Origin of the sequence: Bifidobacterium stellenboschense, from assembly GCF_000741785.1 — a bacterium.
Lineage (GTDB): Bacteria > Actinomycetota > Actinomycetes > Actinomycetales > Bifidobacteriaceae > Bifidobacterium > Bifidobacterium stellenboschense.
This window is the reverse complement of record NZ_JGZP01000002.1, coordinates 17,116-31,551: the sequence shown is the minus strand read 5'-3', so window position 1 is coordinate 31,551 and position 14,436 is coordinate 17,116. Positions and strand designations below refer to the sequence as shown.

The window sequence follows — 14,436 nt, the reverse complement described above, 5'->3', positions numbered from 1 at the left end:
GCCCATACACGCCGCCCGAAAGCGAACATCGGGTGAACGATGCGGGCGATGCGGACGATTCCCGCCAATCACCCCCGTCGCTACAATGGGGAGCCATGAATCAAAGCGTGCGTGACCATACCTCAGACGAGGATGCCGAACAGCGGTGGGATTTCGGCACCCTCTTCCCGTCGAAGGGGGATCCGCGCAAGCCGCCGGAATGGTTCAGCCGCGCGCTGCTCTACGTGGCCATCGCCATCATCGCGTTCTCCTTCTGCTGGCGGTCGTGGGGCAGGATCGACTATCTGGTGCTCGACATCGTCATCTCGTTCTTCCTCGCGCTCGCCATCGAGCCGATGGTCGTCGCGCTGGTCAAGCACGGCTGGAAGCGCAGTTTCGCCTCGCTGGTGGGCCTGCTCACGGTGGCGCTCGTCATCGGCGTGCTGCTCTCCCTGTTCGGCAGCATGTTCCTCCAGCAGATGCTCGCCATGATCTACGGCATCCCCGCCACCTACGAGCAGATCCGCTCGTTCGTCATCGACCAGTTCTCGGTCGACGTTCCGGACATGGACAATCTGGGCTCGGAGCTGATGAAGTCGGATCTGCTCAAGAACTTCCAGACCTCGTGGGTGAGCGATTTCGCCGGCACCGCGATCAGCACGGTCGGCGGCATGTTCTCGTTCCTGCTGCAGCTGCTCACCGTCGTGATGACCACCTACTACATCTCCGCCGCCGGCCCGAAGCTGCGCCGCTCGTTCTGCCAGTGGATGGCACCGGGCATGCAGAAGCGCTTCCTGCTCGTGTGGACGGTCGCCCAGGACCAGATCTCCTCGTTCCTGTTCTCCCGTTCGATCCTCGCGCTGATCAACGCCACCTGCACGGCGATCTTCCTCGAAATACTCGACGTGCCCTACTGGCTGCCGCTCGCGCTCTTCTGCGGCGTGGTCTCCCAGTTCATCCCGACGGTCGGCACGTACATCGGCGGCGCGCTGCCCGTCCTGTTCGCGTGGGGCAACCGCGGGTGGACGTACGCGGTCGCCGTGCTCGTGTTCATCATCGTGTACCAGCAGATCGAGAACCTGCTGCTGTCGCCGATCATCTCCCGCCGCACGATGGACATCAATGAGGCGATCGCGTTCCTCTCCGTCCTCGCGTTCGGCTCGCTGTTCGGCGCGCTCGGCGCGTTCCTCGCGCTGCCGGTCACCGCCTCGCTGCAGACGATCTTCCGCGTGTACACGCGCCGCTACGAGCTGGTCGATTCGCCGCTGATGAACGATCCGGTCGGACGCAAGTCGAAGGTGGTCGCGGCGTCCGAGGCGTTCAACGAGCACGTGCTGCACCCGATCGGCGAGCACATGCCGCGCGCGGCGAAGGGGTCGACGAGCCGCGTGCCGATGAACGACGAGATTCGCCGTCTGCAGGAGGAGATCTACGCGATCCCGCACGACGGCGCCGACGGTCGCGCGGGCGACGCCGGCGACGCCGCGACCGTGGCGATCCCGCAAGGCGTGCTGAAACGCAACGCCGCGACCGGACTGAAGACCGGTCTGAAAGGCACGGACGATGCGGATGCCGGTACGTCCGACGATTCCGGTACGTCCGACGGAACCGGCACATCCGACACGTCCGATATCCCCGACAACCCGCGTGCGAGGTGGCGCTGATGGTCCTGCTCACCGTACTCGATATCCTGCTCGTCATCGTCGGCGGCGCCGGCATGATCTATCAGGGGGCGTGCATCGTCATCTCCCTGTTCTCCAAGCCGGTCCGCTTCCCGGACGCGCCGATGGACAAGCGCTACGCGGTGCTCATCTCCGCGCGCAACGAGTCGAAGGTCATCGGCAACCTCATCGACTGCATCCACGCGCAGACGTACCCGCGCGAACTCATCGACATCTGGCTCGTCGCCGACAACTGCACCGACGACACGGCCGACGTGGTGCGCGCGATGGGATGCCACGTGGTCGAACGCCACAACGATAAGCTCATCGGCAAAGGCTACGCCCTCACCTACCTGCTCGACCACATGGTCGACGAGGGCCTCGCCGACACCTATGACGCGTACTTCGTGTTCGATGCGGACAACAAGCTCGACAAGCACTACTTCGAGGAGATGAACAAGGCGTTCCAGTCGGGCTTCCGCATCCTCACCTCCTACCGCAACTCGGTGAACCTCAACGACAACTGGGTCTCCTCCGGCTCCGCGCTGTGGTTCATCCGCGAATCGCGATTCCTCAACAACTCGCGCATGCTGTTCGGCTCCAGCTGCCACGTGGGCGGCACCGGATTCATGTTCTCCAAGGAGGTCATGAAACGCAACAAGGGCTGGAAGTTCCACCTGCTCACCGAGGATCTCGAATTCACGATGGATTCGGTGCTGCACGGCGACCGCGTCGGCTACTGCGGCAGCGCCGTCCTCTACGACGAGCAGCCGGTCACGTTCGCGCAGAGCTGGCGGCAGCGCCTGCGCTGGAGCAAGGGGTTCCTGCAGGTGTTCCGATACTACGGCCCGTCGCTGATCCGCCGCGCGGTGCGCGAACGCGACTTCTCCGCCGTCGACTTCACGCTGCTGCTGTGCCCGTTCACCGTGCTCGGCGTGATCCGCATGATCCTCGGCGTGCTGTTCGCCGCGTTCGGATTCGTCTCCTGGTCCAGCCAGCTGGGCGCGCTCACCGGATGGTCGAACGGCATCGTCCTGTCCGTCCTCGGCATGATGGCGCTCGCCGGACTGACGATTGTGGCGGAACGCGGCCAGATCGGCGCGACCAACAAGGAGCTGTTCGCCTACGTGCTCGCGTTCCCGATCTACATGCTCTCCTACGTCCCCATCTCCTTCCAGGCCATCTTCTCCAAAGCCCAATGGAAGCCGATTCAACATAAAGGCTGATACCGACCCGCCTTCGGCGGGGCCATATCTCCTCCCGCTGCCAGGAAGCACCGCCGGCTCATGTCTCCTCCCGCTGGCGGGAGGTGGCGCGTAGCGCCGGAGGGTGGTCGTCGGGTGCGCTTGTCGTGACCACCCCCAGTCGGCTTCGCCGACAGCCCCCGCCGGCGGGGCGATGGTATTGTCCGGCCACAGGCCGGTCCGTATTGCTATAAAGGTGAGATATGAACGAAACCCAGTCCACCGTCGTCCGCAAGTCCCGTCGCGTCGCCGTGTGCGCGACGTCGGTCGCGCTCACGCTCGCCGCGTGCGTCGGCTACACGGCCGCCGACGTGGCCGACGTCGCGCCCGGCCTGCTCACCCTCGCGCCCGTCGAGACGCGCGCCTACCCCGATCCGGCGTCGACCATCGCTGCCGGCACGGTCGCGGGCGACGCCGACGCGGGCAAGGCGATCGACAAGTCGCAGGCGGAGGCGCTCATCAAGACGCTCGGCGAGGCGGAGGGCGTCGGCGACAACTATTCCGTCGTCATCGCCGACGCGAAGGGGAACGTGGTCGCCGAACACGAGTCGTCGACGCCCCGCCAGCCGGCGTCGACGACGAAGACGCTCACCGCGTTCGCCGCCGCGAGCACGCTGGAAATGGGCTCGACGCTCGACACCACGACCTACCTCACCCACGCGTCCGACGCGCCCACCGTCGTGCTCAAGGGCGGCGGCGACATGCTGCTCGGCGCGGGGGAGAACGACGAAAGCCACGTCAACGGCCGCGCCGGTCTCGCGACGCTCGCGCGCGAGACCGGCGACGCGCTGAAGGCGAAGGGCGTCACGTCGGTCGCGCTCGCCGCCGACGACACGCTGTTCGGCGACGACCGCACGCCCGCCGGCATCGAGGAGAACAACGACGAGAACCGCTACTACACGCCGATCTCGTCGATGGCGATCGACGGCGGCCGCGACTGGAGCGGCCTCAACGCGGAGGACGCCGACGATTTCGAGGAGTATCCGATGCTCTCCCAGAACACGGCGGCCGACGTGGCCGCCACGTTCAAGACGCTGCTCGCCGCGCAGGGCATCCAGGTCTCCGATTCGACCGACACGTCCGGCGCGACCGACTCCGCGCGCCTCGCCAAGGTGAGCTCCGCGCCGCTCAACGAGGTCATGGCGTTCATGATGCGCCACTCCGACAACACGCTCGCCGAACTGTTCGGCCGTCTCACCGCGCTGAAGCTCGGCACCGGCAATTCGATCGACGGCGACGTCAAGGCGGTCGCCAAGGTGCTCGCCGACCACGGCGTGAACACCGACGGCCTCACCATGACCAGCTGCTCGGGTCTCGCGCCCGGCACGACGCTCACCGTGACGACGCTCGCCCAGGTGCAGTCGAAGTACGTCGACCCGGACGGCGGCGCGGCGGCCGCGTCCGAAGGCATGGCGCTGCCCGGACTCGTCGGCACGGTGAAGAACCGTGTGAGCGACGATGCGGCGCGCGGTCTGCTGCGCGTGAAGACCGGCGCGCTCGGCGACGTGCGCGCGCTCGCCGGCAACGCGTCGCGCGCGGGCGGCGGCGTGGTCACGTTCGCCGCGATCGTCAACGATCCGGAGAACGGCGCGCTGGCGAACCGGGCGCTCGACGCGTTCGCCGCCTCCCTGACGAAACTCTGAATTCTCCCAGTTTCTGCTAAGAAACACGTCATTCGCGTGTGCCAAGATGGGGTGCATGCGAATCGCTGACGTACAAGACGACATCGACCACGAGCTGGTCAGTGCAGAGAAGATCCACGCCATCATCGAGCATGCCGCGGCGCAGGCGAGCGAGGACTACCGGGGGAAGGACCCGTTGCTCGTCGCCGTGCTCAAGGGGGCGGTGAACACGCTCGCCTCGTTCTCGCAGGCGCTGTCCATCCCCTGCCAGATCGACTTCATGAGCCTGTCCAGCTACGGATCGGGCACCGTTTCCAGCGGCACCGTGACGATCCGTCAGGATCTGTCGACCGATGTTCGCGGTCGGCACATTCTCATCGTGGAGGATATCGTTGATTCAGGCCGTACGCTGGCTTGGCTGGTCGAGGAGCTGAAGCGGCGCGGGGCCGCCTCGGTGGAGATCTTCGCCCTGCTGGAGAAGCCCGCCCGCCGCGAAGTGGACGTGGATGTGAAGTACAAGGGACTGGAGATCCCGGACGAGTTCGTCGTCGGCTTCGGTCTCGACTATGACGAGCGGTACCGCAACCTCGACTCGATCGCCGTGCTCAAGCCGGCAGTGTATCAAGGAGAACAGGCATGACTTTCCCCCAGGGGCCCGGGCAGCCGAACAACGGCGGCAACGGCAACCCGTTCAACAATCCGTTCCGCCGTGGGAACGACAACGGCAACAACGGGAACAAGGGCGGCAAGGGCGACAAGCCGAACCGCAAGGGCGGCGACAAGCCGTTCTGGCAGTCCCCGTGGCTGTGGGGCGCCGTCGTCGTGGTGCTCATCGCGATGATGTTCCAGATGTTCGCCGGCACCGGCGCGCAGACCATCGACACCAAGGACGGCCTGCAGCTGCTCAACAACGGCCAGGTGACCTACGCGAAGATCGTCGACAACAAGCAGAAGGTCACGCTCGAACTCAAGGGCGACTACAACAAGAAGGACCCGGACACCGGCAAGAACCACAACTACGGCGACAAGGTCCAGTTCTACTACACGTTCGCCCAGGGGCAGGATATCCTCAAGGCCGTCCAGAAGGCCGACCCGTCGAAGGGTTGGAGCGCGGACATCGAGCAGACCAGCATGATGAGCTACCTCATCACCTCGATCCTGCCGTTCATCATCTTCTTCGCGCTGTTCTGGTGGCTGATGAGCCGCATGGGCGGCGCCGGCGGCATGCTCGGCATGGGCGGCAAGAAGAACAACGGCAAGCTGCTCGAAGGCCAAACCCCGACCACGAAGTTCTCCGACGTGGCCGGCGAGGACGAGGCGCTCGCCGAGGTCGAGGAGATCAAGGACTTCCTCAAGGACCCGTCCAAGTACAAGGCGCTCGGCGCGCGCATCCCGCGAGGCGTGCTCCTGTACGGTCCTCCCGGCACCGGCAAGACGCTGCTCGCGCGCGCCATCGCCGGCGAGGCGGGCGTGCCGTTCTATGCGATGGCCGGCTCCGACTTCGTCGAGATGTTCGTCGGCCTCGGCGCCTCCCGCGTGCGCGACCTGTTCGACGAGGCGAAGAAGAACGCCCCGGCGATCATCTTCATCGACGAGATCGACGCGGTCGGCCGCAAGCGCGGCTCCGGCATGTCCGGCGGGCATGACGAGCGCGAGCAGACGCTCAACCAGCTGCTCGTCGAGATGGATGGTTTCGACAACGACACGAACCTCATCATCATCGCCGCGACGAACCGTCCCGACGTGCTCGACCCGGCCCTGCTGCGCCCGGGCCGCTTCGACCGTCAGGTGGGCGTCGCCGCACCGGACCTCGAAGGCCGCGAGGCGATCCTCAAGGTGCATGCGAAGGGCAAGCCGTTCGTCCCGGACGTCGACCTGCACATGGTGGCCGTGCGCACGCCGGGCTTCACCGGCGCCGATCTGGCCAACGTGCTCAACGAGGCGGCCCTGCTGTGCGCCCGCGCCGGCGCCCAGCTCATCGACAACCGCGCCATCGACGAGGCCATCGACCGCGTCCAGGCCGGTCCGAAGCGCAAGTCGAAGGGCATGGCCCTCGACGAGCTGCGCAACACCGCCTACCATGAGGGCGGCCACGCGCTCGTCGCCGCCGCGCTGCACAACACGGATCCGGTCACCAAGGTGACGATCCTGCCGCGAGGCCGCGCGCTCGGCTACACGGCCGTCATGCCCACCTCCGACCGCTACTCGCAGTCGCGCAACCAGCTGCTCGACCAGATGGCGTACGCGATGGGCGGCCGCACCGCCGAGGAGGTCGTCTTCCACGATCCGACCACCGGCGCCTCCAACGACATCGAGAAGGCGACGAACATCGCCCGCACGATGATCACCCAGTACGGCTTCTCCACGAAGCTCGGCGCGATCAAGTGGGCGGACGACGAGGACCAGAGCGGCGATCTGGGCAGCCTCGCGCCGCACAACTACTCGAACCGCACCGCCGAAGTCATCGACGAGGAGGTGCTCAAGCTCGTCGAGACCGCGCACACCGAGGCGTGGAACATCATCAACGAGAACCGTGACATCCTCGACGAGCTCGTGCGCCAGCTGCTCGTCAAGGAGACGCTGAACGAGAAGGAGCTCGCCGCGATCTTCGCGCCGATCCGCAAGGCGCCGGTCCGCCCGGTATGGCTGTCCGACGAACGTCGCCCCGACTCCGACCTGCCGCCCGTCGAGATCCCCGAATCGCTCAAGCGTTCGGTCGGCATGAAGCCGGGGGAGTGACCGATGGCACGACACGCGCAGAACATCTCCCTGCCGGATTCGCCGTCGCTGGTCCGCGAGAACGCGAACGCCGGCGACGTCTCCCGCAAGCCGGGCATGGTGCAGTCCCGTCCGCATCATGCCGGCCATGGCGGTCCCGGCGCCCCCGCGCAGGTGCAGTCCCGCGCCTCGCAGGACGGTTCCGCCCTGCAGGTCTCGCTGCCGCAGTCGCCGCGCGATCACGTCGCCGCCGGCCAGACGCGCGGCGACGGCGACCGCCCCGCCTACGACGAGGACGGCGTGCGCAGGGCCGTGCGCCTGTTCCTCCAGGCGATCGGCGAGGACCCGGACCGCGAAGGTCTCGTCGAGACGCCGGACCGCATCGCCCGCGCCGGACGCGAACTGTTCGCCGGACTCTCCGCCTCGCCCGAACAGGTGCTTGAGAGGCATTTCGACGTGGACACCGACGAGCTCGTGCTCGTCAAGAACATCGAACTGTATTCGGTGTGCGAGCATCATCTGCTGCCGTTCCATGGCGTCGCCCACGTCGGGTACATCCCCGCCAAGGACGGGGTCATGGGGTTGAGCAAGCTCGCCCGGCTCGTCGAAGTGTACGCGCGCCGGCCGCAGGTGCAGGAGCGTCTCACCCAGCAGATCGCCGACGCACTCGTCGAATACGCGGGCGCGCGCGGCGTGATCGTCGTCACCGAATGTGAGCACCTGTGCATGTCGATGCGCGGCGTGAGGAAATCCGAGGCGCGCACGGTCACGTCCGCGGTGCGGGGGCTGCTGCGCAACCCCGCCACCCGCGCCGAGGCCATGAGCCTCATCATGAGCCGCTAGGCGGTTCCGGGGGTTGCGGTACACCCCCTCAGTCGGCCTGCGGCCGCCAGCTCCCCCTCAAGGGGGAGCGGAATATTTAATGTTGCTCCCCTTGGAGGGGGAGCTGTCCTGCGGGGCGGGACTGAGGGGGTAATCACATGGCAACCGATTCCGCAACCGATCTCAAAGCGCTACACGACGCCACGCATACGCTCGTCATGGGCGTGCTCAACATCACCGAGGACTCGTTCTCGGACGGCGGCCTCTGGCTCGATCCGCGCGCCGCCGCCGACCACGGCCGCGCGATGATGGCCGCCGGCGCGGACATCATCGACATCGGCGCCGAATCGACGCGTCCCGGCGCGAAGCGCGTCAGCGAGGAGGATGAGCTCAGGCGCATCACCGGCGCGGTCGAGGCGCTCATCCCCGCCGGCGCGACGCTGTCCATCGACACGACGCGCGCCTCGGTCGCCGCGGCGGCGCTCGACGGTGGTGCGCAGATCATCAACGACGTGTCCGGCGGCACGCTCGACACGGAACTGCCGCACGTCGTCGCCGACCACGACTGCCTGTACATCGTCCAGCATTGGCGCGGCTGGCTCGCCGGCTCCAAGACCGGCGCCCCCGACGCCGACACCTCGCACTACGAGCATGGCGTCTTGCAGGATGTACACGATGAGCTCATGCGTCAGGTCGACGCGGTGCTTGCCGCCGGCGTCGCCCCCGAACGCATCATCATCGATCCGGGTCTCGGATTCTCCAAGCCCGGCATCGCGCACAACCTGCCGCTGCTCGCCGGACTCGACCGGTTCCGTGCGACCGGATACCCGGTGCTCATCGGCCAGTCGCGTAAACGTTTCGTCACCGCGATTCTCGACAAGGCGGGATTCACGGACGTCACGATGGCTGCGCGCGACGACGCCACCGCCGCGTTCAGCGCCCTGTGCGCGGAACACGGCGCGTGGGCGGTGCGCGTCCACGACGTGGCGCGCAGCCGCGCCGCCGTCGCCGTCGGCGACACGTGGCGCGAATACGCGAACTGAGACGTAGGAACGCAAAGGAGCCTCATGGATACGATCACTCTGACCGGCGTGCGGGCGAACGGGACGCACGGCGTGCTCGACTTCGAACACGAGCGCGCGCAGCCGTTCGTCGTCGACGTGACCCTTCACCTCGACCTCGCCGCCGCAGGCCGCTCCGACGCACTCGGCGACACCGTCGACTACGGTCGCGCCGCCAAGGCGATCGTCGCCGTCATCGAAGGCGACCACGTCGACCTCATCGAGAAGCTCGCGCAGGATATCGCCGACAGACTGCTCGCCATCGAACCGATCCGCACGGTCGACGTGACCGTGCACAAGCCGCACGCGCCGATCACCGTGCCGTTCGACGACGTCGCCGTGAGCATCACGCGTTCACGCGAAGTCGCCGGGAACGGCGTGGCGGACGGTGCCGGCGCGTCTGCGTCGCATCGCGTCGTCATCGCGCTCGGCGGCAATCAGGGCGACGTCGCGGCGACGATGCGCGACGCGGTGCGCCGCATCGACGCGCTCGACGGCACGCAAGTCACCGGCGTCTCGCCGCTCTACCGCACCGCCGCATGGGGCATGGCGGACGGCACTCCCGACTTCCTCAACGCGGTGGTCGAGGCGACGACCACGCTCGAAGCGCGCACGCTGCTCGACGCGCTTCAGCGCATCGAACGCGACCATGGCCGCACGCGCGAAACCCACTGGTCGAGCCGCACGCTCGACCTCGACATCATCGACTACGACGGCGTCGAATCCGATGCGGCCGACCTGACGCTGCCGCATCCGCGCGCATGGCAGCGGGCGTTCGTGCTCGTGCCGTGGGCGGCGCTCGACCCGCACGCCGACCTGCCCGGCCTGCACGGCGGGCCGGTGGACGAGCTCGCCGAAGGACTGCTCGCCGAGGCGGACGGGGTCGAGCCGCCGGTCGAACTCGTCGCGCACGACTGGATGAGCGGCGGCGTGGCGGCGGACGGTGTGGGTGTTGGCTCCCTCACTGGCAAGGCGGTGTCCGATGAGACACCCGACGCGGCCTCATCTTGTGGGATGCAAGCATGGCAGGCCACTGGCAAGGCGGTGTCCGATGAGACACTCGACGCGGTGGCGGGCGCATCCGTTGCGGTGGCGGGCGTATCTGTCGGTGGAGGCAACGCCGCGGACGATACCGTGAATGGCACCGTGAATGGTGCTGTGAACGATACTGCAAATGATACTGTGAGTGGTGTCGTGAGTGGTGTCGTGAGTAGTGATGTGAATGGTGCGGCGGACGATTTCGCGGACGGCGCGACGGTGCCGCTCAAGGCCGTCATCTCGATGGACTCGACCTCCACCGATGCGGAACGCCTGTTCCGCGAGGCGATCGTCGCCATCGACGGACTGCCCGGCAATCAGGTCGACGGCATCTCGCCGCTCTACCATGTGAGTAACTTCGATGGACCCGACGCGATGAGCGCCGTCATCCAGATCGAGACGAAGCTCGGCGCACGCGCGCTGATCGCCTCGCTCGGCGACATCGAGGGCACGCACGACGGCGCGATCGACCTCAATCTGGTCGACATGGAGCACGTGACCGCGGACGAGCCGGACTGCCGCGTGCCGTGGCCGAGTGCGAAGACCCACGCCTCCGTGCTCGCGCCGTGGATGGACATGGATCCGAACGCCACGCTCGGCGGCGACCCGGTCTCGTTCCTGCTCGCGATGGCGCCCGACGCGGGCATGGTCGGCATGCTCAGCGACAACTGGATCATCGGCGCGAAATGATGGGAACTGCGGGGCTTGTCGAATCGCAGGGCTCGTCGGAGCGCGGGAGCCGCGGGAACCGTGACGGCGTATCGGCATCGGACGGACGAAAGAACGATTGGAAGGACACGGGATGAAGGCGCATAGGACACCATGGTGGCAGCCGGCGATCGGACTGGCGTTGGGACTGGCTGCCGGCGCGGGCGTCGCCGTATTGGGCGAACGGTACGGGCTCACGCTGATCGGCGCGCCCTGGTTCGTCGCGGCGCTGCTCGTCGCCATCGGCATACTCGTGCTCGTGCTCGCCATCAACGTGCACAAGTACGCGACCACCGACCCGCGCAAACGGCCGCGCACGTTCGTCAACCCGACGCTCGCGTTCCATACGCTCGTGCTCGCCAAGGCGCTGGCGTTGGCGGGGGCGGCGCTCGCCGGATGGTATTTCGGCCAAATCATCCCGTCCGTCGGGCATATGGAGGCCGAGTTCTACGCGCAGGCGGTGACCGAGTGCGCGGTGACCGGCGTGATCTGCCTCGCGGACATGATCGTCGGCCTCGTGGGGGAGTGGCTGTGCCAGATGCCGCCGAACGAAGGCCCAGAGAACCCGAAGATGCGCGAATCCGCGCGCGAACGCGGCGTCACCCCCGCCGCCGCCAAAACCGCCAACAACACCATGCGCAACGCCGACCGCAGGTGTTAGTCTCATCCTTGGCCCCCTCTGGAGGAGGCTCCCGGCGAAGCCGGGTGGGGGAGGTTCCCACACGTGGGAGGTTCCGTGTCGCGCCCGGCTCGTCTTCCTTTTCCTTTGACCCCCTCTGGAGGGGGCTGTCCGCGAAGCGGACTGGGGGAGAGGCGGTGGTCGCAGGCCGCGAGAAACGGAATCGGCCTGCGGCCGATGCGATATTCCCGCGACCTGCGGTCGCTCAGGTCTCTCCCTCCGTCATCGCTTCGCGATGACACCTCCCTCATCAGAGGGAGGTAAAACATGAGTGAACCGGGGAGACCCCGTGCGCGTGCTCCCGCGTCACGCCGGCCGGTCCGAGGTCTTGGGAAGCACCGGGCCTTGTCCTTGGCCCCCTCTGGAGGGGGCTCCCGGCGAAGCCGGGTGGGGGAGGTTCCCACACGTGGGAGGTTCCTGTGCGTGAGGTCCCTCGCGCTGGATCTCCCGCGACACGCCCGGCTCGCTTACGAAAAAACGGAAAACGTACTACGGTCACATCTCGACTTGATAACCGCATGCCTTTGGCGCATTCTCCGCCATGGGGCATGCGGTTTTTCGTTGCCGTCGGGGCCCGGACGTTAGGGGCGCTCGACTTCCCGCCGATGATGCCGTCCCCGTGTGTTTCCCGTGAAACACGCGGGGATGCGAAGCATGCGCGGGAATCGCCCGGCGGCGGCGCATCGATATAGACAAGAAGAGGTTTTCCGTTGTCCGATCAGACAACCGTCCGCAATGATTCCATCTCCGGTTCCGCGACCGACCCCACGGCCGGCACCGTATCCGGCTCCGCGACCGCCAAGCCGCATCTCGACCACGTCTCCTACGAGGTCGCGACCCCCGTGCCCGGCGGTGCGCCCGCCCCGCGCTTCGCGCATCCGCACCGTGTGATGCTCGGCCTGTACTTCGCCGTGTTCCTCGGCATGCTCTCCGAAACGTCGATGAACATCGCCATCCCCGATCTGATGGACGAGTTCTCCGTCTCCTCCGGTACCGCGCAGTGGATGGTCGTCGGCTACATGCTCGCCATCGGCGTCGTGCTGCCGTGCGTCGGCTTCCTGCTCAAGTGGGTCAAGGCGAAGACGCTCGTCATCTTCGCGCTCGCCTGCTTCCTCGTCGGCGCGCTCGTGTGCACGTTTGCGACCACGTTCCCCGTGCTGCTCGCCGGCCGCATCGTGCAGGGCGTGAGCACCGGCATCGTGCTGCCCACCATGTACGCGGCCATCATGCGCGTGTTCCCGCCGTCGAAGATCGGCGCCGCGAACGGCGTGGCCGGCCTCGTCATCATGTTCGCGCCGGTCATCGGCCCGACCGTCGCCGGCGCGCTCATCGGCGCGATCTCCTGGCGTGCGATCTTCGCCCTGTTCGCCGTGATCGCCGCCGTGGCGCTCGTGTGCACCGCACTGTTCTTCGTCACTCCGATCGAACGAACCCGTCCGGCCGTCGACGTGCTCTCCATCGTCGCGTCCGCGCTCGGCTTCGGCTGCCTCGTCGCCGGTGTGAGTCTCGTGAGCGACATGGGCTTCTCGCCGGCCGTCATCGGACTGCTCGTCGTCGGCGTCGTCGTCCTCGCCTTCTACGCGCACCGCCAGCTCACCATCGCCACGCCGCTGCTCGACCTGCGCGCGCTCGGCGTCGCCGCGTTCCACACGCCGGCCATCATGGTCTCCTGCTCGTTCGCCTGCACGCTCGCGTTCATGTACCTCGTACCGCAGGAGCTGCAGCGCGGGCTCGGCCTGAGCTCCACCGTCGCTGGCCTGCTCATGCTGCCCGGCGGCGTCGTCAACGCGCTGTGCACGCTGGGCGCCGGCCGCCTGTTCGACCGCTACGGCGCGCGCCGCCTCGTCTGGATCGGCGTGGCGATGACCGCGGTCGGCGGCGCGCTGTTCTTCGCGATCGGCACCGGTTCGCCCGTCGCGCTGTTCCTCGCCGCGCACATCATCGTGATGGTCGGCATCCCGTTCATCCAGCAGTCCACGCAATCCGCCGCGTTGAAGGCGCTGCCGGGCCGCATGGCCGCCGACGGCAGCACGATCCTCAACACGATGCAGCAGGTGTGCGGCGCCATCTCCACCGCCGTCGCCACCTGCCTGCTCGGTCTCGGCCAGGCGACCTACACGGCCGGCGGCGGCACGAACCCCGCGCAGGGCTTCGTGGATGTCTCCCGCTACGGCTACCTGTTCGGTCTCGCGCTCATCGCGCTCGTGCTCGTCTTCTCGTTCGCACTGAAGGAGCATGCGCGCCGCGAACCGGAGATGACCCCGGTCGAGGTCGATGTGGCCGTGGAAGCCGGCGCGAAGGCCGAGAACCTCGCCGCGTAGCCTGCTCGGCGGCGGTCGTCCTCCGCCGTGGACGTTCCATAACACGCCAACGGGTGTTCACCTATACTGGTGAACACCCGTTTTTCGTATTTCCGAGCCAATCCCCAAACCGGACGGGCATCACCGGACACCACGCCAAATCGGACACACCGGACATGCGCCGGACACACCACACCATTCAGGGAGCGTCATGAACAAGGCAATCATCACCGTCGTCGGCCAGGACACGGTCGGCATCATCGCACGCGTGTGCACGTACCTGTCGCAGCACAACGTCAACGTGCTCGACATCTCCCAGACCATCATCGACGGCTATTTCAACATGATGATGATCGTCGACTACGCGAACTCCGACAAGGAGTTCAGCGCCATGGTTGGCAACCTCGAGGATCTCGGCGACGACATCGGCGTGCGCATCCGCTGCCAGCGTGAGGAGATCTTCACCAAGATGCACCGCATCTAGCATCCCATCCCATCCCTTCCCCTCGTCGGCGGGGACGGTGGTTGCCGTCCCGCGACGGAGCATCCGTGTCCTCCTCCCGCTGGCGGGAGGTGGCGCGTAGCGCCGGAGGTGGTCCGATTA

At 67.1% G+C, this 14,436-nt stretch carries 11 protein-coding genes; all 11 read left to right on the top strand.

Going from position 1 to position 14,436, the window contains the following annotated elements:
- The first annotated feature begins 95 nt into the window (after positions 1 to 95).
- The 11 genes from BSTEL_RS00565 (at position 96) to BSTEL_RS00515 (ending at position 14,316) form a co-directional block, all read left to right on the top strand.
- Positions 96 to 1,643 (top strand): AI-2E family transporter, encoded by a 1,548-nt coding sequence (locus tag BSTEL_RS00565; RefSeq protein WP_034525842.1) that lies wholly within the window; start codon positions 96 to 98, stop codon positions 1,641 to 1,643.
- Entirely contained in the window at positions 1,643 to 2,866 is a 1,224-nt protein-coding gene (locus tag BSTEL_RS00560; protein ID WP_034525840.1) for a glycosyltransferase family 2 protein, read from the top strand. Before BSTEL_RS00565 ends, BSTEL_RS00560 begins: the two co-directional genes overlap by 1 nt.
- Before the next feature lie 221 nt (positions 2,867 to 3,087).
- The gene (locus BSTEL_RS00555; protein ID WP_034525838.1) at positions 3,088 to 4,527 is read left to right on the top strand and encodes a D-alanyl-D-alanine carboxypeptidase/D-alanyl-D-alanine-endopeptidase; all 1,440 of its coding nucleotides are present in this window, start codon (positions 3,088 to 3,090) and stop codon (positions 4,525 to 4,527) included.
- Between the two features lie 55 nt (positions 4,528 to 4,582).
- Positions 4,583 to 5,146, top strand: a complete 564-nt coding sequence (gene hpt, locus BSTEL_RS00550) for a hypoxanthine phosphoribosyltransferase (protein ID WP_156963101.1) — start codon at positions 4,583 to 4,585, stop codon at positions 5,144 to 5,146.
- Positions 5,143 to 7,245, top strand: a complete 2,103-nt coding sequence (ftsH, locus tag BSTEL_RS00545; RefSeq protein ID WP_034525834.1) for an ATP-dependent zinc metalloprotease FtsH — start codon at positions 5,143 to 5,145, stop codon at positions 7,243 to 7,245. Before hpt ends, ftsH begins: the two co-directional genes overlap by 4 nt.
- A 153-nt stretch (positions 7,246 to 7,398) precedes the next feature.
- The gene (gene folE, locus BSTEL_RS00540) at positions 7,399 to 8,067 is read left to right on the top strand and encodes a GTP cyclohydrolase I FolE (protein ID WP_420796385.1); all 669 of its coding nucleotides are present in this window, start codon (positions 7,399 to 7,401) and stop codon (positions 8,065 to 8,067) included.
- A gap of 137 nt (positions 8,068 to 8,204) precedes the next feature.
- Positions 8,205 to 9,089 (top strand): dihydropteroate synthase, encoded by an 885-nt coding sequence (folP, locus tag BSTEL_RS00535; protein ID WP_034525832.1) that lies wholly within the window; start codon positions 8,205 to 8,207, stop codon positions 9,087 to 9,089.
- Positions 9,090 to 9,113: 24 nt separating this feature from the next.
- On the top strand, positions 9,114 to 10,835 hold the full coding sequence (folK, locus tag BSTEL_RS00530; RefSeq protein WP_034525830.1) for a 2-amino-4-hydroxy-6-hydroxymethyldihydropteridine diphosphokinase: 1,722 nt from the start codon (positions 9,114 to 9,116) through the stop codon (positions 10,833 to 10,835).
- 112 nt (positions 10,836 to 10,947) lie between these two features.
- Positions 10,948 to 11,514 (top strand): DUF3180 domain-containing protein, encoded by a 567-nt coding sequence (locus BSTEL_RS00525; RefSeq protein ID WP_034525828.1) that lies wholly within the window; start codon positions 10,948 to 10,950, stop codon positions 11,512 to 11,514.
- An 860-nt stretch (positions 11,515 to 12,374) separates the two neighbouring features.
- Entirely contained in the window at positions 12,375 to 13,853 is a 1,479-nt protein-coding gene (locus tag BSTEL_RS00520; RefSeq protein ID WP_051922714.1) for a DHA2 family efflux MFS transporter permease subunit, read from the top strand.
- 190 nt (positions 13,854 to 14,043) lie between these two features.
- A complete protein-coding gene (locus BSTEL_RS00515) occupies positions 14,044 to 14,316 on the top strand; it encodes an ACT domain-containing protein (protein ID WP_034525826.1) in 273 nt (90 codons plus the stop codon).
- Positions 14,317 to 14,436: the final 120 nt, after the last annotated feature.

Bases quoted from the DNA above. Each gene is read 5' to 3' on its own strand.
- BSTEL_RS00555 (WP_034525838.1), top strand. From the start codon at position 3,088: ATGAACGAAACCCAGTCCACCGTCGTCCGCAAGTCCCGTCGCGTCGCC.
- BSTEL_RS00515 (WP_034525826.1), top strand. From the start codon at position 14,044: ATGAACAAGGCAATCATCACCGTCGTCGGCCAGGACACGGTCGGCATC.
- hpt (WP_156963101.1), top strand. From the start codon at position 4,583: ATGCGAATCGCTGACGTACAAGACGACATCGACCACGAGCTGGTCAGT.
- folK (WP_034525830.1), top strand. From the start codon at position 9,114: ATGGATACGATCACTCTGACCGGCGTGCGGGCGAACGGGACGCACGGC.
- BSTEL_RS00560 (WP_034525840.1), top strand. From the start codon at position 1,643: ATGGTCCTGCTCACCGTACTCGATATCCTGCTCGTCATCGTCGGCGGC.
- BSTEL_RS00525 (WP_034525828.1), top strand. From the start codon at position 10,948: ATGAAGGCGCATAGGACACCATGGTGGCAGCCGGCGATCGGACTGGCG.
- BSTEL_RS00565 (WP_034525842.1), top strand. From the start codon at position 96: ATGAATCAAAGCGTGCGTGACCATACCTCAGACGAGGATGCCGAACAG.
- ftsH (WP_034525834.1), top strand. From the start codon at position 5,143: ATGACTTTCCCCCAGGGGCCCGGGCAGCCGAACAACGGCGGCAACGGC.
- folP (WP_034525832.1), top strand. From the start codon at position 8,205: ATGGCAACCGATTCCGCAACCGATCTCAAAGCGCTACACGACGCCACG.